At 62.1% G+C, this 20,856-nt stretch carries 17 protein-coding genes; 9 read left to right on the top strand and 8 right to left on the bottom strand.

Annotated elements, in window-relative coordinates; translation table 11 throughout:
• Positions 1 to 87: 87 nt before the first annotated feature.
• Positions 88 to 1,248 (bottom strand): alpha-hydroxy acid oxidase, encoded by a 1,161-nt coding sequence (locus TX24_RS12050; RefSeq protein ID WP_003191878.1) that lies wholly within the window; start codon positions 1,246 to 1,248, stop codon positions 88 to 90.
• A gap of 120 nt (positions 1,249 to 1,368) precedes the next feature.
• Between TX24_RS12050 and TX24_RS12045 the strand changes: the two genes are divergently transcribed.
• Positions 1,369 to 2,145, top strand: coding sequence for a DeoR/GlpR family DNA-binding transcription regulator (locus tag TX24_RS12045; RefSeq protein ID WP_057710409.1), 777 nt, complete (start codon positions 1,369 to 1,371; stop codon positions 2,143 to 2,145).
• Between the two features lie 434 nt (positions 2,146 to 2,579).
• Here the strand turns inward: TX24_RS12045 and TX24_RS12040 are convergent, their stop codons facing one another.
• Positions 2,580 to 3,485 carry a LysR family transcriptional regulator gene (locus TX24_RS12040; RefSeq protein WP_003191880.1) on the bottom strand — a complete coding sequence of 302 codons (906 nt, stop codon included), beginning with the start codon at positions 3,483 to 3,485 and terminating at the stop codon, positions 2,580 to 2,582.
• A gap of 213 nt (positions 3,486 to 3,698) precedes the next feature.
• Here TX24_RS12040 and TX24_RS12035 point away from each other — a divergent pair, with 213 nt between their 5' ends.
• From TX24_RS12035 to TX24_RS12010, 6 genes are all read left to right on the top strand, one after another.
• On the top strand, positions 3,699 to 4,310 hold the full coding sequence (locus TX24_RS12035; protein WP_057710408.1) for a cysteine dioxygenase family protein: 612 nt from the start codon (positions 3,699 to 3,701) through the stop codon (positions 4,308 to 4,310).
• Positions 4,307 to 5,890, top strand: a complete 1,584-nt coding sequence (locus TX24_RS12030; RefSeq protein ID WP_057710407.1) for a rhodanese-related sulfurtransferase — start codon at positions 4,307 to 4,309, stop codon at positions 5,888 to 5,890. The genes TX24_RS12035 and TX24_RS12030 overlap by 4 nt, the downstream gene beginning before the upstream one ends.
• Before the next feature lie 82 nt (positions 5,891 to 5,972).
• Positions 5,973 to 6,947 carry an ABC transporter substrate-binding protein gene (locus TX24_RS12025; RefSeq protein ID WP_034135862.1) on the top strand — a complete coding sequence of 325 codons (975 nt, stop codon included), beginning with the start codon at positions 5,973 to 5,975 and terminating at the stop codon, positions 6,945 to 6,947.
• 10 nt (positions 6,948 to 6,957) lie between these two features.
• Positions 6,958 to 8,298, top strand: coding sequence for an LLM class flavin-dependent oxidoreductase (locus TX24_RS12020; RefSeq protein WP_003191888.1), 1,341 nt, complete (start codon positions 6,958 to 6,960; stop codon positions 8,296 to 8,298).
• On the top strand, positions 8,295 to 9,557 hold the full coding sequence (locus TX24_RS12015; RefSeq protein ID WP_034135863.1) for an acyl-CoA dehydrogenase family protein: 1,263 nt from the start codon (positions 8,295 to 8,297) through the stop codon (positions 9,555 to 9,557). The genes TX24_RS12020 and TX24_RS12015 overlap by 4 nt, the downstream gene beginning before the upstream one ends.
• A complete protein-coding gene (locus TX24_RS12010) occupies positions 9,554 to 10,501 on the top strand; it encodes a D-isomer specific 2-hydroxyacid dehydrogenase family protein (protein WP_057710406.1) in 948 nt (315 codons plus the stop codon). Before TX24_RS12015 ends, TX24_RS12010 begins: the two co-directional genes overlap by 4 nt.
• Positions 10,502 to 10,566: 65 nt before the next feature.
• On the opposite strand, the gene TX24_RS12005 is transcribed toward TX24_RS12010, so the two are convergent.
• From TX24_RS12005 to TX24_RS11985, 5 genes are all read right to left on the bottom strand, one after another.
• Complete coding sequence (locus TX24_RS12005) at positions 10,567 to 11,325, bottom strand: energy transducer TonB (RefSeq protein ID WP_057710405.1); 759 nt, start codon at positions 11,323 to 11,325, stop codon at positions 10,567 to 10,569.
• The gene (tolR, locus tag TX24_RS12000; RefSeq protein ID WP_057710404.1) at positions 11,322 to 11,768 is read right to left on the bottom strand and encodes a protein TolR; all 447 of its coding nucleotides are present in this window, start codon (positions 11,766 to 11,768) and stop codon (positions 11,322 to 11,324) included. The genes TX24_RS12005 and tolR overlap by 4 nt, the downstream gene beginning before the upstream one ends.
• A gap of 15 nt (positions 11,769 to 11,783) precedes the next feature.
• A complete protein-coding gene (gene tolQ, locus TX24_RS11995) occupies positions 11,784 to 12,476 on the bottom strand; it encodes a protein TolQ (protein ID WP_003191895.1) in 693 nt (230 codons plus the stop codon).
• A 47-nt stretch (positions 12,477 to 12,523) separates the two neighbouring features.
• Positions 12,524 to 14,389 carry a phytase gene (locus TX24_RS11990; RefSeq protein WP_057710403.1) on the bottom strand — a complete coding sequence of 622 codons (1,866 nt, stop codon included), beginning with the start codon at positions 14,387 to 14,389 and terminating at the stop codon, positions 12,524 to 12,526.
• A 171-nt stretch (positions 14,390 to 14,560) separates the two neighbouring features.
• Positions 14,561 to 17,074, bottom strand: coding sequence for a TonB-dependent receptor (locus tag TX24_RS11985; RefSeq protein WP_003191900.1), 2,514 nt, complete (start codon positions 17,072 to 17,074; stop codon positions 14,561 to 14,563).
• 850 nt (positions 17,075 to 17,924) lie between these two features.
• On the opposite strand from TX24_RS11985, the gene TX24_RS11980 reads away from it, so the two are divergent.
• Both TX24_RS11980 and TX24_RS11975 read left to right on the top strand, forming a co-directional pair.
• Positions 17,925 to 18,839 carry a GGDEF domain-containing protein gene (locus TX24_RS11980; protein WP_034134484.1) on the top strand — a complete coding sequence of 305 codons (915 nt, stop codon included), beginning with the start codon at positions 17,925 to 17,927 and terminating at the stop codon, positions 18,837 to 18,839.
• A gap of 1 nt (position 18,840) precedes the next feature.
• Positions 18,841 to 19,878, top strand: a complete 1,038-nt coding sequence (locus tag TX24_RS11975; protein WP_034134485.1) for an AraC family transcriptional regulator — start codon at positions 18,841 to 18,843, stop codon at positions 19,876 to 19,878.
• On the opposite strand, the gene TX24_RS11970 is transcribed toward TX24_RS11975, so the two are convergent.
• Complete coding sequence (locus TX24_RS11970) at positions 19,865 to 20,746, bottom strand: LysR family transcriptional regulator (RefSeq protein WP_003191903.1); 882 nt, start codon at positions 20,744 to 20,746, stop codon at positions 19,865 to 19,867. The genes TX24_RS11975 and TX24_RS11970 overlap by 14 nt on opposite strands.
• Positions 20,747 to 20,856 lie beyond the last annotated feature (110 nt).

The raw sequence follows: 20,856 nt of genomic DNA, 5'->3' as shown, positions 1-20,856 counted from the left end.
AACGCTGCCGGGCCTTCGCAAAGTTATCCACAGAGATACCCACGGTTTTCGTGGACAACTCTTTTTATATTTTTACGTTTTTTTTGCTCAAGCCGTGCTTCCAGGAAAGGTACCGGGCAACAGGATTTCGCGATTTACTTCGCGTATATCCTTATAGCCACAGAGCGCCATCGACACATCCAGTTCGCGGGCGATGATATCAAGCGCCTTGGTCACCCCCGCCTCGCCCATCGCCCCCAACCCATACAAGTGCGGGCGGCCAATCATGGTGCCCTTGGCGCCCAGCGCCATGGCCTTGAGCACGTCCTGGCCGGAACGAATCCCCCCATCGAGCCACACTTCAATGCGGTTGCCCACGGCTTCGACAATCGCCGGCAATTGGCTGATGCTCGACGGCGCGCCATCAAGCTGGCGGCCACCGTGGTTGCTCACCACCAACGCATCGGCACCGCAATCGGCCGCCAAGCGTGCATCCTCCACATCAAGAATGCCCTTGATGATCAGCTTGCCGCCCCAACACTTTTTGATCCACGCCACATCGTCCCAACTCAGGCGCGGGTCAAATTGCTGGGCAGTCCACGACGACAGCGAACTCATGTCGGCCACGCCCTTCACATGCCCGACGATATTGCCAAAGCCGCGCCGCTGAGTACCCAGCATGCCCATCACCCAACGCGGCTTGGTCATCATGTTGAGGATATTCGGCAGGGTCAGCTTGGGGGGTGCGGACAGGCCGTTGATCAAGTCCTTGTGACGCTGCCCCAGAATCTGCAAATCCAGGGTCAGCACCAATGCATCCACCCCGGCAGCCTTGGCGCGCTCGATCAACTGCTCGATAAAACTGCGGTCGCGCATCACATACAGCTGGAACCAGAACGGCTGGCCGACATGCTCGGCGATGTCTTCCAGCGAACAGATACTCATGGTCGACAAGGTGTAGCGCAGCCCGAACGCGGCAGCGGCACGGGCAGTGAGGATTTCACCATCGGCATGCTGCATGCCCGCCAGACCAGTCGGCGCCAGCGCCACGGGCATGGCCATGTTTTGGCCGATCATACTGGCGCGGATCGAACGCTCGTCGATATTGCGCGCCACCCGTTGGCGGAACTTGATACGTGCAAAATCCGTTTCGTTAGCGCGGTAGGTGCTCTCAGTCCAGGAGCCGGAATCGGCGTAGTCGTAGAACATGCGGGGCACACGCTTTTGCGCCAGCTTGCGTAAGTCTTCGATGGTTGTGATCAACGGCATCGGGTCACCTCTCCCTGAACTGAACACAGAGAGTAACCGGCAGGAGCGTGGGCAACCAGCCGTTGCGTTTAGATGAAGCGGGGATTAATCTCGCACAAACCCGCAATAAAGCGCATAAACATGCACAACACTCATCAAGCCATCGACCTGCCTTCCCTGCGCAAACAGAAGATTTTGTTATTGCTGGAACGCGACGGCAAGGTCACCGCCTCCGAGTTGGTCGAGCATTTCGCCGTGTCCCAGGACACCATCCGCCGCGACCTTGGCGAACTCGCTGCCGCCGGCCTGTTGCAACGCGTACACGGCGGCGCCCTGCCCCGGCCCAAGGACACCGGCAAGGATTTCTTTACCCGTGTCGGCGAGACCAACGAGGTCAAGCGCCACCTCGCCCGCGTGGCGGCGGAGCGGGTTGAAGACGGCCAGATCGTGCTGTTCGATTCTGGCTCCACCACCTTGCAGATTGCGCAGTGCTTGCCCCATGCACTGCACCTGACTGTGGTCACGCCATCCCCGATGATCGCCATCGCCCTGGCCGACCATCCGCATGTGAAGATCATCCTGGCCGGCGGCCAACTCAACCCAGCCACCCTCTCAACCGGCGGCCATGAAGCGGTGCGCCTGATCCAGAGCGTCAAGGCCGACCTGTTGTTCACCGGAGTGTGCGCATTACACCCACAAGTAGGCATCACCTCGCTGCATTTTGGTGAAGTGGCCGTCAAGCAAGCCTTGCTCGACAGCGCGTCCCACGTCATCGCCGTGACCACCTCAGACAAACTCGGCGCAGTGGAACCCTTTGTGGTTGCGCCGTGCAGCCGTATTCATACGCTGATTACCGAGTGGGACGCGCCGGATGTGCAGGCGTATGAACAGCTAGGGCTGCAGGTGCAGAGGGTGTAGGAGCGAGCTTGCTCGCTCCTACAAAAAGGGCCAGCCGGCCATCTGGAGACGCTAACCACGATGCGAAGCGAGCCGCTCTTGATCTTAGGCGCCCCGTCAAACCACGCTGGCCGGAATTCGACAGGGATTTGGGCCCCCCCCAAATCACTGGCGGATTACGGGCACACCGAGCCTGAGCGAGGTGCCGAGTGGTGGGGCAAGAGCGTTTTGCTTACTTTGCCGCTTTTGCAAAGTGAGCCGCCGTCAGGGCGGAACCCTAAGTAGCCGTTACCGCAGCAATGGATATGTACCCAATCCAACTGTGTTGACTGCCAGGCCGCCTTCGCGAGCAAGCCCGCTCCCACAGTTTTGACTGCGGGGTGTCAGGGAGATAGGTGTCGGCTGGCGGGCCGTCATCGCAGGCAAGCCAGCTCCCACATTTGGATTACAGGGCGTCAGGCAGCACTGCGAATCTTGTGCAAAGCATCCGCCACCCATTGACCAAACGCATCCACCGGCCCTTGCAGGTTGCCGAGAAAATGCGGATAGATCAGCCACAAATCCATCACCGGCTTGAAGTCCTTGAGGGGCATCGCCGCCAGCTGCTCGCGATGAGCACTGCGTTCCAGCAACGGACGTGGCACCAGGCCAAGGCCGAGGCCATCGGCCACCAAGCCCAGTTGCAGTTCAGTGCCAAAGGTTTCCAGGTTCACCCGCAGCGCCAGGCCCTGGTCAGACAAGGTGCGCTGCAACCCCGCACGGAACCCGCAGCCGTCCGGATTAAGAATCCAACCGCTCTGGTACACGTCAGCCAGCTTGCACGGCTTCTTCGGCAGTTGCGCCTTGGCACACACCACCACCAACTCCATCTTGCCGATGGACTCACCCACTAGGTTGTCCGGGAAGATCTTGCCCGCAGGGAACAACGCCACCGCCGCATCCAGTTCGCCGCGTTCGATCTTGCCGACCAATTGGCTGCCCCAGCCGGTGGCAACCTGGGCGCGCAAGTCGGCGTATTCGCTGCGCAGGTGCTTGAGCGCGTCCAGCAGCACCACATCGCCGATGGTCTGCGGTACACCCAGGCGTAGCACGCCGGTGGGCGGAGCATCGGTGGCCACCAGTTCGCGCAGGGCATCCATCTCACGCAGGATCAACCGACATTGCTCATAAACGCGGGTACCGATCAGCGTCGGCTTGAGCGGCTTGGTGTTGCGGTCGAACAGCTCCACCCCCAGTGCCTGCTCGAAGTTCTGCACGCGGCGGGTGATGGCTGGCTGGGTCAGCTGCAACGACGCGGCGGCATGGCTGATGGACTGGCAACGAATCACTTCGACAAAGGCATCGATATCGTCAATTTTCATTTGGGCCGCACATACAGATCAGTCATTAAGATGTGCGTGAAGCATAGTGGCCGCACACAGGTCTGGATAGCCCACCCAGTGATCAATAACGTCTAACGCTATTCAAACCGGTTCTAAATTACCTTCGGCTATAAGCTAATCATTAAAAAATAGCATATTAAAAATAAACATTATGCTTAGATAAAAGCACACCAACAGCCCGATGGAATGGTCATGACCCAGGCCCGACACCCCGAGAGACTCAGAGCCTTCATAGGCGCCCTGGCGGAATTGATCGACGGCAACCCGCGTGAAGGCGACCTGCTGCACCGTGGCGGCAAGCTGCTGGCGCAACTGGTCAGCCACGATGATTGGCTGCCCGACGAATTCGCCCAACCCGACCCCGAGCGCTATCAGCAATTTTTGCTGCATGCCGATTCGCGCCAGCGCTTCAGCGTGGTCAGCTTTGTGTGGGGGCCGGGGCAACGCACGCCGATTCATGACCACAGGGTGTGGGGGTTGATCGGCATGTTGCGCGGCGCGGAGTTTTCCCAGGGGTTTGCCCGGGCGCCGGGCGGCAGCCTGGTAGCGCAAGGCGACCCCTTGCAATTGCTGCCCGGCCAGGTCGAAACGGTGTCGCCCAAGGTCGGTGATATCCACCAGGTCAGCAATGCACACGCTGACCAAGTGTCCATCAGCATCCACGTATACGGCGCCAATATCGGCGCGGTGCGCCGGGCGGTGTACCAGCCCGACGGCAGCGAGAAACTGTTTATCTCCGGTTATTCCAATGCCTACCTCCCGAACATCTGGGACCTGTCCAAAGAAAAGAGCGCTGCCCTATGACCACTGTATCGACCCGCAGCTTTGCGCAGATTCGCCAGGCCCTGTTGGCACGCGAAGAAGTCGCGCTGATCGACGTGCGTGAGGAAGCCCCCTTTGCCGAGGCCCATCCGCTGTTCGCCGCGAATATTCCCTTGTCCAAGCTGGAACTGGAGGTGTACGCGCGCATTCCACGCCGCGATACCCAGGTCACCCTGTACGACAACGGCGAAGGGCTGGCCCACCGCGCCGCCGTACGCCTGGGTGCACTGGGCTACACCCAGGTCAGCCTGCTGGAGGGTGGGCTGGACGGTTGGCGCCGGGCCGGTGGCGAGCTGTTTATCGACGTCAATGTACCGAGCAAGGCGTTTGGCGAACTGGTGGAGAACCAGCGTCACACGCCGTCCCTGGCCGCCGAAGAAGTCCAGGCCTTGCTCGACAGCCAGGCCGATGTGGTGGTGCTAGATGCGCGGCGTTTCGATGAATACCAGACCATGAGCATCCCCACGGGCATCAGCGTGCCGGGGGCTGAGTTGGTGTTACGCGCCCGTGAGCTGGCGCCCGATCCGGCCACGCGCATTATCGTCAATTGCGCCGGGCGCACCCGCAGCATTATCGGCACTCAGTCGTTGATCAACGCCGGCATCCCCAACCCGGTGGCGGCCCTGCGCAACGGCACCATCGGCTGGACCTTGGCCGGGCAGACCCTCGCCCATGGGCAGGCGCGCCAGTTTGCACCGACCTCGGAAAACCATCGCCAGCTGGCCGCCCAAGAGGCCCGTGGTGTTGCCGACAAAGCCTCGGTAAAACGTGCCACCCTCAATGATCTGCAGCGCTGGCAACAGGACGCGACACGCACCACTTACCTGTTCGATGTGCGCACCGTGGAAGAATTCGAAGCCGGCCACCTGCCGGGCGCCCGCGCCACCCCGGGCGGGCAACTGGTGCAGGAAACCGACCACGTGGCCAGTGTGCGCGGTGCGCGCCTGGTACTGGTGGACGACGACGGCGTGCGCGCCAATATGTCTGCGTCGTGGCTGGCCCAGTTGGGCTGGCAGGTGTACGTATTGGATGACCTGCAAGCAGAGCACTTCAGCGAGCGCGGCGCATGGGTCGCGCCAGTACCGCCGCCGCCCCAGGCCGAACTGATCAGCCCCCACACCCTTGCCGACTGGCTCGGCCATGGCGACACCCTGGTGCTGGACTTCACCGCCAGCGCCAACTACGTGAAACGTCATATCCCCGGCGCCTGGTGGGTGCTGCGCGCGCAACTGCCAGAGGCTCTGGCCAAGGTACCGAGCGCCCAGCGCTATGTGTTGACCTGCGGCAGCAGCCAACTGGCGCGCCTGGCGGTGCCGGAAGTCGAGGCGCTTACCGGCAAGCCAGTCTTTTTGCTGCAGGACGGCACGGCCGGCTGGATCCAGGCGCAGCTGCCCCTTGAGTCAGGTGAAAGCCACTTGGCGTCCCCACGTATCGACCGCTACCGCCGCCCTTACGAAGGCACCGACAACCCGCGGGAAGCCATGCAGGCTTACCTGGATTGGGAGTTCGGCCTCGTGGAACAACTGGCCCGCGACGGCACCCATGGTTTCTACGTGATCTGATTCACCGCTGCACCGTTTCGCTCAACCGACCCCTTCTCCAGGCGGAGGTACTTTCCTTTACCTAACGCCTGGAGTTTTTCCCATGCTGTACGCCATTGCATTCAAACGCCTGTTGCTGGGCGCTGCCCTCGCCCTCGGCCTGCTTTCTACCGTCCAGGCTGGCGACCTGCAACCGCTGCGCGTGGCCAACCAGAAATCCACGATCAAGGCGCTGCTGGAAGCCTCGGGCGAAAGCCAGAACGTGCCCTACGAGATCAAATGGTCGGAATTCCCCTCGGCCTCGCCCCTGGGCGAAGCGCTGAATGCCGGTGCCGTGGATGTCGGCGCCCTGGGCGATGCCCCTTATGTGTTCGCCCTCGGCGCCGGTGCCTCGATCAAGGTGATCAGCATCATCCATGCCGAAGGCCGTAACACCACCGCGCTGCTGGTGCCCAAGGATTCACCGATCAAGACCGCGGCCGACCTCAAGGGCAAGAAGATCGTCACCGGGCGCGGCTCCATCGGGCATTACCTGGCGATCAAGGCCCTGAACAATGCCGGGCTGACCACCCAAGATGTACAGTTCATCTTCCTGCTGCCCGCCGAGTCGCGACTGGTGCTGGACAACGGCACCGCCGATGCCTGGGCGACATGGGACCCTTACACCACCGTGGTCACCTCACAAAGCAATGCTCGGGTGTTGGTCAGCGGCAAGCACCTGCTGAGCAATCACCTGTACTTCGCGGCCACCGGCCAGGCCATTGCCGACAAACGTGTGCAACTGGACGACTTTGTCGCCCGCATTGATCGCGCCTATGCCTGGGCCAATACCCATCCCGAGCAATACGCCGCTGCCCAGGCCAAGATCACTGGCCTGCCACTGGCCGTGCATATCGAAGTGGCCAAGGACACCCATCTGTCCCCCGTCACGATTGACGATACGGTGATCCACGGCCTGCAAGCCACCGCCGACACCTATGTAAAAGAAGGCCTTTTGAGCAAACACATCGACGTCTCCCAGGGCTTCGATTCCAGCTTCAACGCCAAGCGTATCCCCCTCGAACAAGCCTCGCGCTAAGGAGCAGAACATGAGCAAGCCACGTCAATTGAAACTCGGTGCCATGGTGCACGGCGTCGGCCACGGTTGGGGCGAATGGCGCCACCCGCAGGCACAACCCGACGCCAGCACCAATTTCGGCTTCTACAAGCAGCAGACCGCACTGGCCGAAGCAGCCCGGTTCGACTTCGTGTTCATCGCCGACAGCCTGCATATCCACCCCAAGTCCAGCCCCCATTACCTCAACCGCTTCGAGCCGCTGACGATCCTCTCGGCCCTGGCCGCGCTGACCACTCACATCGGCCTGGTCGCCACCGTGACCGTCAGCTACACCGAGCCTTACCAGGTGGCACGCCAGTTCGCTTCGCTGGACCATATCAGCGGCGGCCGCGCCGGCTGGAACGTGGTCACCTCGTGGCTGAGTGGCACCGCCGATAACTTCGGTAAGGCCGAGCACCCGCCCCACGCCGTGCGTTATCGCATCGCCAAGGAGCATTTGAATGTGGTCAAGGGCCTGTGGGATTCCTGGGAGGACGACGCCTTTGCCTATAACAAGCACAGCGGCGAATTCTTCACCCCGGGCAAGTTGCATGCGCTTAACCACAAGGGCGAATTCTTCTCGGTCAAAGGCCCGCTGAACATCGCGCGCTCGCGCCAGGGCCAACCGGCGATTTTCCAGGCGGGCACTTCGGAGGATGGGCGTAACTTTGCCGCTGAAAACGCCGATGCGATTTTCGTGCATGTGGACACTGTCGACGAGGGCAAGGCCTACAGTGCCGACTTGAAAAGGCGCGCCAAGCGCTTTGGCCGCGACCCGGACAGCCTGTCGATTTTGCCGGGTATTCGCCCGATTGTCGGGCGTGATGCGGCCGAAGTGGAAAGCCGCTACCAGCAAGCCGTGGCGCTGGTCACGGTAGAAGACGCCATCGTCGCCCTTGGCCGGCCGTTCAACGACCATGATTTCAGCCAGTACCCGCTGGATGCGCCCTTCCCCGAACTGGGCGACCTGGGCGCCAACAGCCAGAAAGGCGGCTCCGAACGTATCAAGCAACTGGCCCGGGACGAAGGCTTGACCCTGCGCGAAGTGGCCCTGCGTTTCTCACGGCCCCAGCGCGACTTTGTCGGCACCCCGGAACAGGTCGCGGATGCGATCCAGACCTGGTTCGAGAGCGGCGCCAGCGATGGTTTCATCATCAATTCGGTGCTGCCGGATGGCTTGCAGTATTTCACCGAGCTGGTGGTGCCGGTGCTTCAACAGCGAGGGTTGTTCCGTACCGAGTACAGCGGCCATACCCTGCGCGACAACCTCGGCCTGGAGGTGCCGGCGAACCGCTACAGCGTGATTGAAGAGCCGGTGGAGGCGCTGGTATGAGCCAATCGCGCAGTCGCTCGACCTATGTGGGAGCTGGCTTGCCTGCGATAGCGGTGTGCCAGCCAACTACACTACCGCCTGATAAACCGCGATCGCAGGCAAGCCAGCTCCCACAGGAACTCGCCCAATTCGATACACTGCTTGAACGCCTCAGCGCCGAGCTGGCCAGTACCGCGCCCCTCTATGACGAAAGCGGCGCCTTCCCCCACGCTAATTTCAAGCTCCTGCACCAACACCACCTCATCGCCCTGACCGTGCCGAAGAAACTTGGCGGCGGTGGCGCCAGCCTGGCCCAGGCGCGCAAGGTCATCAGCGCCATCGCCAAGGGCGAACCGTCCACGGCCCTGATCCTGGTGATGCAATACCTGCAACACAGCCGCCTGCAAGACAGCCAGACCTGGCCCGCACACCTGCGCGTGCAAGTCGCGCAAGACGCGGTGCAAAACGGTGCACTGATCAACGCCCTGCGGGTCGAACCCGACCTGGGCACCCCGGCCCGTGGTGGTTTGCCGGCCACCACCGCGGTGCGCACCGCCGAGGGCTGGCGTATCAGTGGACGCAAGCTCTACTCCACCGGCAGCCATGGCCTGAGCTGGTTCAGCGTGTGGGCGCGCAGCGACGACGCCGACCCGCTGGTAGGCGCCTGGCTGGTGCCCAAGGCCAGCCCCGGTGTCAGCATCATCGACACCTGGGATCACTTGGGCATGCGCGCCACCTGCAGCCATGAGGTGGTACTCGACAACGTTCTGGTGCCCCTGGACCATGCGGTCAGCGTCAGCCCCTGGAGCGCCCCGCAAGCGGAGCTGGATGGCGAAGGCTTCCTGTGGATGTCGGTGTTGCTGTCGTCGGTGTACGACGCCGTGGCTCAGGCGGCACGGGACTGGCTGGTGGACTGGCTGGAGGAACGCAAGCCGTCAAATCTCGGCGCGGCATTGTCCACCCTGCCGCGTTTTCAGGAGACCGTCGGCCATATCGACACGCTGCTGTTTGCCAACCGCAGCCTGCTCGACACTGCCGCCGCAGGCCACACGCCAACGGCCAATGCCGCACAGGTGAAGTACCTGGTCACCGGCAATGCAATCCGTGCGGTCGAGCTGGCCATCGAAGCCTCGGGCAACCCTGGCCTGTCACGCCATAGCCCACTGCAACGGCATTACCGCGATGTGCTGTGCAGCCGCGTCCACACTCCGCAAAATGACGCCGTGCTGCAGGGCGTCGGCAAAGCGGTGTTCAACCAGCGCCAGAAGGAACGCACATGAGCCAGGTGATTATTGCCAGCCAACTGGACGAGGACTTCAACCAGGTGATCCGTGAGCGTCTTGCGCCACTGCACCCCCAAGCCCAGGTAATCGGCGTGCCGGTCGGTGTGCCCAGTGACTTGCCGCCCCACGCCAATATCCTGCTGCTGCGCCCGATCAATGTGCGTGGCTACACCGCCCCCGATAACCCGCCACCGGGCTGGCCCTACGGCGCACAGTGGGTGCACCTGGTATCGTCGGGTATCGACTTCTACCCGCGGTGGCTGTTCAACGGCCCGCCGGTGACCACCTCACGAGGCAGTGCTGCCGATAACCTGGCGGAGTTCGCTCTGGCGGCGATCTTTGCCGCGTCCAAGCATTTGCCGGATATCTGGGTAAAGGATGCCCAATGGCAGTTCACCGCGCTGCGCCCGCTCAAGGGCACCACGTTGGGCCTTTTGGGCTTTGGCGCGATTGGCGCAAGCCTGGCGCAAAAGGCCCTGGCACTGGGGCTCAAGGTCGTGGCACTGCGTCAAAGCACAACGCCGTTCGGCCTCGATGGCGTGGAAGCGGCCAATGACATCCACGACCTGTTTGCCCGCGCCGATCACCTGGTGGTGGCGGCACCCCTGACCGAAGCGACGCGGCATATCATCGACCGTGATGTACTGGCCAGCGCCAAGCCGGGGCTGCACCTGATCAACATTGCCCGCGGAGGCCTGCTCGATCAGCAAGCGCTGTTGCACGCGCTGGATAACGGCCAGATCGGCCTGGCGTCCCTCGACGTCACCGAGCCAGAGCCATTGCCCGACGGGCACCCGCTGTACAGCCATCCGAGGGTACGGCTGTCGCCGCATACTTCAGCTATTTCGACCAACAGCAAGGAGGAAGTTGCAGACACATTCCTGGCTAATCTGGAACGGTATGTGGCGGGTCTTGAGTTAAGTAACCTAGCGAATGCTTGAGGGCTTGCTCGCGAAGGCGGTGTGTCAGTCACTGCATCTTTAACTGAACCACCGCCAGGAGAAATTCATTTGATGCGGTAGTGGAAGGTATTGCGCACCGCCGGTACGGCAACAGCCTTGCCATCGACGATTCTCGGCTGGTAGCGAAAAGTATTGGCCGCTGCTAATGAGGGCCGAATGAACAACGGGTGGCAGCCGTCCAGCACCTTGGGGTTTTCCACGTGCCCCTGGGTGTTGACGGTGTACTCCACTGAACAGTCGCCTTCGATGTTCTTGTCCAGGGCGCGTTCGGGGTAGTCCGGGGCGGCCTTGCTCAAGGGCTGGTACTGGCGGCTGTCGAATGCTGGGGTAGGCGCAGGCACGGGGGCTCTGGCTTTTTCCGAAGCGGCACGCGCCTGGCTCAGGCGCTGCTGTTCCAACTCACGATTGCGCTGCTCGGTTGCCATGCGCTGTTGTTGCTCGAGTTTCTTTTCTTCAACCCGCTTGCGTGCCAGGGCGGCTTTCTCGAGCTTTTGCGCCTGGACCTGCGGATCAACTGTCGGTTTGGTCGGTACCGGGATAACAACAGGTTCTGGCAGCGCGGCAGCGACGGGCTCAGGTATCGGCGCCGGTGCCGGTGCCGGCGCAGGTAAAACCACCAACTGCGTGTGCATCACCCGTGGCGCATCCACCCCTGGTCGCTCCGTTGACCAGCCCAGCATCAACGCCACTGCCACCGCACCATGCAGCGCCACGGCCAGACTCGCTGCCAGGCTTTTGCGCCAGAAACCATCGCCGTTGGGCGCCAAGGCCAGTGCCGGACTACGCATGCTCATCGCTGTCATTGTGGGGCCTCGGTGACGAGCCCAAGGTTGCTGACACCGCCCTTCTGCAGTACCGCCATGGCCGCCACCACACGGCCGTAACCGGCATTGTCGTCAGCACGGATATACACCTGGGTATCGCTGCGCGCCGCCACCACCTGCATGACCTTGGCGCTCATTTCTTCCAGGGTCACCGCACTGTCGGTCTGCTGGCGGGTATCCAGTTCGTCACCCAGGTTCCAGTAGTAGCCACCGTCGGCCTTCACCGATAACGTCAGGATCTGCTGGCGCGTATCGCTGGCCAGCGCCTCGGCGGCGACCTTGGGCAGTTCGATCTTCACACCCTGGGTGAGCATGGGCGCGGTGACCATAAAGATCACCAGCAGCACCAGCATCACGTCGATGTAGGGCACCACATTCATCTCGGCCTTGGGCCCGTGCTTGCGTTGCGGCCTGATCAACATCGCTTTGCTCCTTGTTCAGGCGGCCACGGCCAGGTTGATCGAGGTACCGCGCAGCGTGCGGTGCAGGTGCACTTGCAGCTCATTGCCAAAAGCGTAGTAGCGCGTGAGCAAGGTCTGGCTGCGTGCCGCGAAACGGTTATAGGCGATCACTGCCGGAATCGCTGCAAACAGGCCAATGGCGGTGGCAATCAAGGCCTCTGCAATACCCGGTGCCACGGTCGATAGCGTGGCCTGTTGCACCTGCGACAAGCCGAGGAACGAATTCATGATGCCCCACACGGTCCCGAACAGGCCGATATAGGGGCTGACCGACCCCACCGTCGCCAGAAACTGTAAGCCCTTTTCCAGCTCCAGTTCCTGCTCGGTGATCGCTACCTGCAAGGCGCGCTCCACACCCTCGAGCACGGCCGGATCGTGGTGGCGCAGATGCTGGTATTCCTGCATGCCGGCAATAAAGATCGGCGCCACACCGCCCTCGCCTGCCTGCACGGTTTCGCGATACAAGGGCTGCAGGTCCGACGCCACGCGAAAGCGCGACAGGAAGCCGTTAAGCTGCCGATCCAACCCACGCAGCACACGGCTGCGCTGAATGATCAGGTACCAGCTGAGCAAGGATGCCAACAGCAAAGTGATCATTACGGCCTTGACCAACAGGCTGGCGTCGCTGATCAAGCTCCAGATCGTCATATGTTCCATCGTCGCGTGCATGGTGAAGCTCCTATTCGATTAAAAACGGATGACTGCGTGATGACAGCTCAAGGTAATTTCAACGCGCGGCTCACCTCGGCCCAGGGCACGAACTTGAAGTTCTGGGCTTGCTCGGGCATGCGCTTGCGGCCGTCCTGCACCACCAGCATGCCCTGGCTCCAGGGCCCGCCGAGGTTGACGGCAGTGACCTCCAGGCCATCGGTTTCCGAGGCGCCATCAATGCCGGCGGCCGCATTGAGGCCAACGCGCAAGGCGCCGCGCACAGCGAATGGCGGCTCGGCGTCCAGCACCAGGTAGCTGTCATTGCCTTGGCTGGAGACCACCAGGTAATCCCGCGCGGGGCTTTGATACAACGCCAAGCCTTCGACGTCCGCGTGCAGTTGCGCGCCGACTTTGATCACCGAAGTGAGCGTGGCCGGTTGCTCGGCACGGGCATCCATCGCCCACACGCCGACATCTTCCTCACCGATGAACAAGCGTTGGCGCTGGTCATCGGCCACACAGCCCTCGGGTTGGCTATCGACCTTGAACTGGCGCACCAACTCGCCCTGCACACGGCCAGTCGGTGCACTCAGGCGGTATTGCAGGAAGGTGCCATCCTTGTCATTGGCAAACGCGTAAAGCTCGCCGCTGGCGGGCTGGTACAGGCAGATACCGTAGATGTCCTTGAGTGGCGTGGGGACCTCACCGGCTTCACGCAACTCGCCGCTCTGACGGTCGATGCTGAACAGGCTCAGGCTGTTGCGGTCGCGGTTACTCGCCACGGCCAGGTCGACGGTGTGCGTACCCAGTTTGAAGCCTGGGCGTAGGTCTACATTGTTCAGCCGCCCCACTGCCAGTTCCTGCAGCAACTTGCCGTCGAGATCGTAGGCCAGCAGGCCCTGTTTCTTGTTGGTCCCCAGCACACGACTTTTGGCCGGCGTGTCCGGGTGAATCCAGATGGCCGGGTCATCCGCCGCGTCGCCTTGGCGACCCACGGGTTCGGTCTGGCGCAGTGCGGCGACTTGCGCAAGTATCGGCGCAACCGGCACCGGCGTGGCTTGCCAGTCGAGACGGCCCTGATAGAGCTGGCCGCTGTCGTCATCCCGCACCAGCACCTGCCGGCCCTGGATCACCAGTTGCTCCGGTTCTTTGAGGCCCGGCAAGGCGAGGCTGGATTGCCCAACCCAACGTTCCCCGACTTGCTGGAACAGCTGCAATTGCGCGGTTTTCGGGTCCAGCGCGAGCACCCCGCCCGGCACCAGCGCCATGGCGCCTGCTTCGCGCGCGGGGTCGTCGAACAGCGCCACGGGCGTGCGTTTCACCTCGGCTTCCGGGTGCGCCGGGTAGGCCCACCAGCCGACGTTTTGCTCGTTCACCACCAATCGCTCGGCCGCATCATCCACTTGGCAGTACTGCGCCGATGGCGGCAGTGACAGGCTGCGAACACGCTGCGCCTGGGCCAGCAGGGTCGAGCCATTGCCCACCAGCCACTGCTCGCCCTTGCCCTCTTCACCGACCAGAAACACAAACAGGTTGGCCGCCGAATCGCGATAGAGGCACAGGCTATTTACCGCAAAGTCGCGGGTCGGCAGGTACAGCGGCGCACCCCAGGTTTTGCCGACGCCATCCAGACCGATCAGCAAGGCCTGCTGGCGGTCGTTGTCGAGGCTGGCGATCAGCGATTGAGTGCCCGCAGCGCGGGTGTCGAGGCTGCTGAAACGGCCCTTGAACCGGGCCAGTTCGGCGCCTTTATCGTCGAGCAACAACAGGCCGTCGCGGGCACTGGCGGCCACGCGCTGGGTGCCGCCGGGCAGGAAGGCCACGGCTTGGGCATTCAGGCTGGGTGCCCAAGGGGTCAGCGGTAGCTCGGTGGCGAACGCATTGCCGCTGATTACCAACGCAACCAGCAGGCACAGCTTGGAAATTCTCATGAACAGACAATCCTTCGAAAACAATGGAGATCCCGTTTGGGACGGCTTGCCCTGATGCCCTGTAGGAGCGAGCTTGCTCGCGAAAAACGCACAGGCGCCGCGCTCATTCAGGCGACCCGCGTTATCGCTGAGGTTTTTCGCGAGCAAGCTCGCTCCTACAGGGGGCAACGGTTAGAAATGGGTGAAGGTCAGGCCCAGCTTGTAGGTGGGGCCGTACTCTTCGTACTGGCCGTTGTAGCTACGGTGGCCGGTGTAGACGAAATACGACTCGTCGGTGAGGTTCTGTGCCTCGAAGCTGACCTGCAGGTTTTTGGTCAGGGAGTAGCGCGCGCTGAAATCAACAAAGGTTTGCGCGTCGACGTGCAGGTCATGGGCCTTGTCATTGATCGACGCCAGCTCGTACAAATAGGCCGATTTGTAATTGGCCGAGAGGCGCAAGCTGAGTGTGTCGTCTTCCCATCCCAGCATCAGGTTACCGACCGTGTCTGACTGGTTGGGCAGGCTGATGTTGCGCTTGCGAGTGCGCCCGCTGGCGCTGTCGAAGCCCTCGATGTCCGCGCTGGAACGGCTGAAGGTGCTGTTGGCACCGATCATCAGGCCGTTCCATGGCGCAGGCAGCCAGTCGAACTTCTGTGAGTAGGCCAGTTCCAGGCCATAGAGTTTGGCGCTGTCGCCGTTGGCAAAGGTGTGCGCCTCGGCGAAGTTGGCCCAGGCACCGGTACCGGCCACGTCGGTGTTGTAGACGAAGTTCTGGATGTCTTTGTAGAACACGAATGCCGACACGGTACCGGCGCGGCCCATGAAATGTTCGATGCCCAGGTCCAGGTTGCTTGATTCGAGCGGCTTGAGGTCCGGGTTGCCGAAGGTGGCTTCGTCATCGTCGATCACAAAACCAGGGGCCAATTGGCCAAAGGTCGGACGCACCACCGATTTGGTCCAGGCGGCGCGTACCTGGGTGTTCTTGTCAATCTGGTAGCGCGCATGCAGGCCCGGTAGCCAGTGGTGATAACGGCGCTTGGTCTCGGTGGCGCTGAACTGGCCGTCCGTGGCGCCGGTGCCCTTGGCTTCGAATTCGGTACCTTCGTAACGCATGCCGGCAATGAAGCGCCAGTCGTCGATAACAACGGTGTTCATCAGGTAGCCGGCGTTGATGTCTTCGCGAATGGTGAAGTCGTTGACCGTGGATTCGGTGGGGTCATAGAAGTCATCGCGATTGAGGCCGCCGATCAGTTGGCGAATATTGCCCGCGCTGATGCCCGGGCCAAAGCGGCCGAGACGGTAGTCGACGTTGCCCTTCTGGAACTGCGTAAGGTTGAGTTGTTCATCGCTCAAGCCCTGTTCATCCAGGTCCTTGTAGACCCAGGCCTCCAGGTCATTGTCCTTGTGGCGCCGGCTGACCTTGCCGCCGAACTTGAACTGGGATGCGTAACCGCTAAGGTCGTAGTCGCGGGCCAGATCCAGGCGCAGGTTCTTCTCGGTGTCCTGGGTGTGCTGTTTTTCCCAGTCGACTTTATCGAGGCTGAAATTGGCGGGGTCGTAGAAACCACTGCCGATGATCGGGCGCGGCTTGGTCTTGTCGTAAAAGCCGCTGTCGGCAAAGTCACCGCCGTCGAAGGTCGCACCGGCAATATGCCCCGGGCTGTCTTCGCTGGAACGGCTGTACCCGGCCTGGCCGCTCAGGGTCCACAGGCCGAGCATGCGTTCACCGCCCAATACGTAGGACTGGATTTGCTGGGTTTCCTCACGGTTCTTGAGCTTACGCTTGCCCTCGACTTCGCCCAATTCGCCAGGCGCTTGCGGGTCAGCGAACTCTAGGCTGGCAGCGTTACGGGTTTCGGTGTCCTTGTAGCGACTGTAGAGCGTGCGCAGGTAGTAGCTGCTCAAGTCATCGGGCGTGTAATCGAAGTTAAGGCCACCACCGGCGCGTTCACGGCTGATGTCGTAGTCGCGCTGCTCGAATTCGTTGAGCCGGGCACCGTTGGTAAAGTCCCAGGCGCCGCCAGTTTCGACGTTGTCCGAGCCAAAATCACGCTTCTGCCAACTGAGCGCCGCGGCCACGCCAAAGTTGTCGATACCGTCGCCGAGGCTGAACCGGTTACTGGCGGCGCCGGAGAATTTCGGGCTGGTCTGGTGTGTGTTCTTGTCGTAGCTGGCCTCAGTGCTGCCGGTGTAGAACAGGCCCTTGTGATCGAACGCCGACAGGCTCTTCACATCAACAGTGCCGCCCAGGGAGTTGGCGTCCATGTCCGGTGTGAGCGTCTTAATCACCGACAACGACTGCACCAATTCCGAAGGCAGAACATCAAGGGCCACGGCACGGCGCTCGCTCTCAGGCGAGGGCACCAGGGTGCCGTTGATGGTCACACTGTTGAGGTCCGGACCCAGGCCGCGCACGCTCACAAAGCGACCTTCGCCCTGGTCACGTTCAACACTGATGCCCGGCAAGCGCTGCACCGCCTCGGCAACGTTCTCATCCGGCAACTGCGCGACGCCGTCAGCATGCACCACGCTCTTGATGCTATCGGAAGAGCGCTGCTCCTTGAGGGCGCTGTCGATTGCAGCGGCTTGGCCGACCACATCGACATGCTCGGTGGTGGCCGCTTCGGCGGCATTGACCCGCTCGCAGGCTATCGCCAGGGCCAAGGCGGTAAGCGTAAAGCTGACGAGCCCGGTGCGCTTGTACATGAAACCCTCCCCAAGAATCCGTTGGCGCCAGGCAAGAGGCCCGGCAACTGGGAGGGCAAGCTAGGGATGGGGCGTGACGGTTCTGTGACAGGGTTACGGGCAGAGCCTGTCAAAGCGGGGTTTACAAGCTTGTGGAGGGCTCAAATGAGCTGAAATGACCTCGGTCAGAGGTGGGAGCTGGCTTGCCTGCGAAGGCGGTCGACGGTAACTACGATGCGAAGCGAGCCGCTCTTGATCTTGATCTGCTTTTGATCTCAGGCGCCCCGTTAAACCACGCTGGCCGGAATTCGACAGGGATTTGGGGGGTAAACCGGCAGGGATGCCGGTTTAGCCGCCCCGCGCCATGGATGGCGCGTGGCGGCGGCCCCCCAAATCACTGGCGGATTACGGGCACACCGAGCCTAAGCGAGGTGCCGAGTGGTGGGGCGAGGACCTTTTGGTTACTTTTGGGTCCTTCCAAAAGTGACCCGCCGTCAGGGCGGAACCCTAAGTAGCCGTTACCGCAGCAATGGATGTGCACACAATACAACTGTGTTGACTGCCAGGCCGCCTTCGCGAGCAAGCCCGCTCCCACAGTTGGATGGTGGGGGGTCAGGTGGATAGGTGTCGGCTGAGAGGCCGTCATCGCAGGCAAGCCAGCTCCCACAGTTTGATTGCGGGGTGTCAGGTAGATATGGGGCGGCTGTGAGGACGTCATCGCAGGCAAGCCAGCTCCCACATGGGGTCCATGTTCAGCATGAAAAATGCACCGAGGGCATGAGCTGATTCGACCCTCCCACCCCGTCATCCAACCGTCACATCCATCTGCTGTGCTGGCGCCCATCGCTTATTTGCCCAAGGACCCGTGGCCATGTTTTCCGTGCTCAAACCCCACCGCTGGAAACTCGCGTTGCTACTGATCGCCGCCAACCTCGGACTGATCCTGCACCTGGCCTGCGGCGAGCTCAAAAGCGTCAGCGAATGGGTGTGGCTGGATATCATCGGCGAAGGCGGTTCGGCGCTGCTCGCGCTGATCTGGCTGGGCCTGGTGTTGAAAAGCCGCCCCGCCGGACGGGTCACCCAATACCTGGCGCTGGGGCTGTCGTGCATCTTTTTTTCCTGGTGGATCGACAGCCTCGACGAATTCATCCGCCTGCCTGACAGCATCTCCTGGGATCACTGGCTGGAGTCAGGGCCAATGCCGGTGGGCATGATCCTGCTGACGATCGGTATCTACCACTGGCACCACGAACAACTGGCGATCAGCGCACAGATGGAAAAACGCGAGCGGTTGTTTCGCGAGCATCGGCTATTCGACAAACTCACCCCCCTGGCCGGTGCCGACTACCTCAAGCGCCAACTCGCCGACAGCCTGCGCGACAGCCAAGAGCAGCAACAACCGCTGTCGCTGCTGGCCCTGGACCTGGACAACTTCGCCGCCATCAACCAGGCCTACGGGCATGCCGAGGGTGATGCGGTGCTACAGGCGGTCAGCCATGTGCTGTTGCTCAACCTGCGCCGCCAGGACCTGTTGTGCCGCCTGGCAGGCGATCGTTTTGTGGTGCTGCTGCCCAACACCGGCGAGCGCCAGGCCCAGGGCCTGGCGCAGGAGTTGCAACACGCGGTGCAGAGCCTCGCCCACAAGACCCGGCAACAGGGCGAACGCCTGCAACTGGCGGCGACCACGGCGGTGGTGATGGCCTTGCAAGAGTCACCCCACGAGTTGCTAAAGCGGCTGAATATGGGCCTGGCCCGCGCCAAACACCCTCTTGCGAAAAGCGCCTGAAATGGCTGTGAAAACCAGTTGGTATGAAAACGACAGCCGCTTCATCCCCGGTCATTATCAACCCGCCACGTTGATCGACCTGGGCTTGTCCCGGGACATCGACAGCCATCGTTTGCTGCGCGGCACCGGCCTGTTCCACGAAGACATCCTGGCCGGCAACGCGCGGTTGAGCCCGCAGCAGTTCTTGGGCTTGATCGGCAACAGCCGCAAACTGCTGGATGCCGATGACAGCAGTTTCCTGTTTGGCCAACGCCTGCTGCCCGGCTACTACGGCGCCGCCAGTCATGCGCTGGGGCATGCACACAACCTTCATCAGGCGCTGGAGATCCTGATCCAGCAACAAGTGCTGCTCAGCCCGCTGGCCACGCTGCAAGTGGAGCTGGATGAGCACCACGCTTACCTGTATTGGTTGGACAGTTGCGGCGCCGGCGAACACTGGCGCTTTCTGCTCGAAGCCAGCATGACCTCGCTGGTTGCCATGAGCCAATGGCTCAGCGGCCAGCGCTTGCCGTGGGTGTGCAGTTTCAGCCATGCCGAACCCCGGTACGTCGAGCAATACTGGGTGCATCTGGGCGAACACACACGCTTCGAACGTCCGCTGGACATGATGTGCCTCCCCCGTGAATACCTCACCCACAACTGGCCCGGTGCTTCGGCCACCGCGGGCCAGGTCGCACGCCAGCAAGCCCTTGAACAAATCGAGCAACTGGGCTTTGCCACAAGCTTTCTGGACTGCCTCTACGGCTACCTGCGCGAACACGTGCGCCAGCCACCGAGCCTGGAACAAGCCGCGCACACCTTCGCCATGAGCCCGGCCACGCTAAAGCGCAAGTTGCAACGGCACGACACGGGTTTTCAGCAACAGGTCGACCGGGTGCGCAAGCACGTGGCGTTGCACCTGTACCAGGCCAAGGGGCTGAGTAACGAGGAAGTGGCCGCGTACCTGAACTTCAACGATGCGGCGAATTTTCGGCGCTCGTTCAAGCGGTGGACGGGCAGCACGCCCAACCTGATCCGCCAACTGTTCAGCAGCCGCTAGCCAGGCGTTCGCGCAGGAACTCCACCAGCGCTTGCACCGGGCGTGAACTCTGGCGGTGCTGCGGGTACACCGCCGACAGGGTCAAGGCCTCTGGGGCGAAGTCTTCCAATACCTTGACCAAGCGACCGTCCTTCAAGGCCTCGCTGACAATGAACGTCGGTAGATAGGTAACGCCCAGACCGGCAATCGCGGTATCGCGCAGCAGGTCACCGTTATTGACGCGCATGCGTCCGCTGACGCTCAAGGCTTGCAACTTGCCTTTGAAGCGCCATTGCACCTGGCGGCCGTGGCCGTAGGGCAGGCAGTCGTGCGTGGTTAAATCCTCGGGTTTCAATGGCGTACCCCGTAGCGCCAGATAGTCGGGGCTGGCGCAATACACCCGCTCGATAGCGGCGATCCGCCGGGCGATCAGGGTGGAGTCTTCCAGGGTGCCGATGCGCAGCACCAGGTCGTAGCCTTCGCCGATCAAGTCCACCGGCCTGTCGCTCAGGTCGACTTCAACGCAGACCTGTGGATGCTGACGCAAAAACAACGGCAGCAGGCAACCCAGGTGCGCCATGGCGAACGACAAGGGCGCACTGAGGCGAATGGTGCCGCGCGGCTCGCTGTTCTGGCCGGCGATGCCCTGCTCCACCTGCTCCACCTCACCGAGCAGGCGCAAGGCCGACTCGTAGTAACTCTGGCCCAGCGGCGTGACGTCCAGGCGCCGTGTGGAGCGGTTGAGCAGGCGCACGCCCAGGCGGTCTTCCAGTTGGATCAGGCGGCGGCTGACAAATTGCTTGGACAAGCCCAATTGCTCGGCGGCGGCGGTAAAACTGCCGGACTCCATGACCTGGCAGAACAGGCGCATGTCTTCGAAAGGGTTCATTGTCGCTTCTCAGGGGACGATGGGCTGTTTTATAGCCTGTCAGTGATCACACCACAAACCAAATGTGAACCCAATCAAATGTGGGAGCTGGCTTGCCTGCGATGGCGGTG

The organism is Pseudomonas lactis (assembly GCF_001439845.1).
Lineage (GTDB): Bacteria > Pseudomonadota > Gammaproteobacteria > Pseudomonadales > Pseudomonadaceae > Aquipseudomonas > Aquipseudomonas lactis.
The sequence above is the reverse complement of the archived record's forward strand: the minus strand, read 5'-3'. Positions and strand labels throughout refer to the sequence as shown.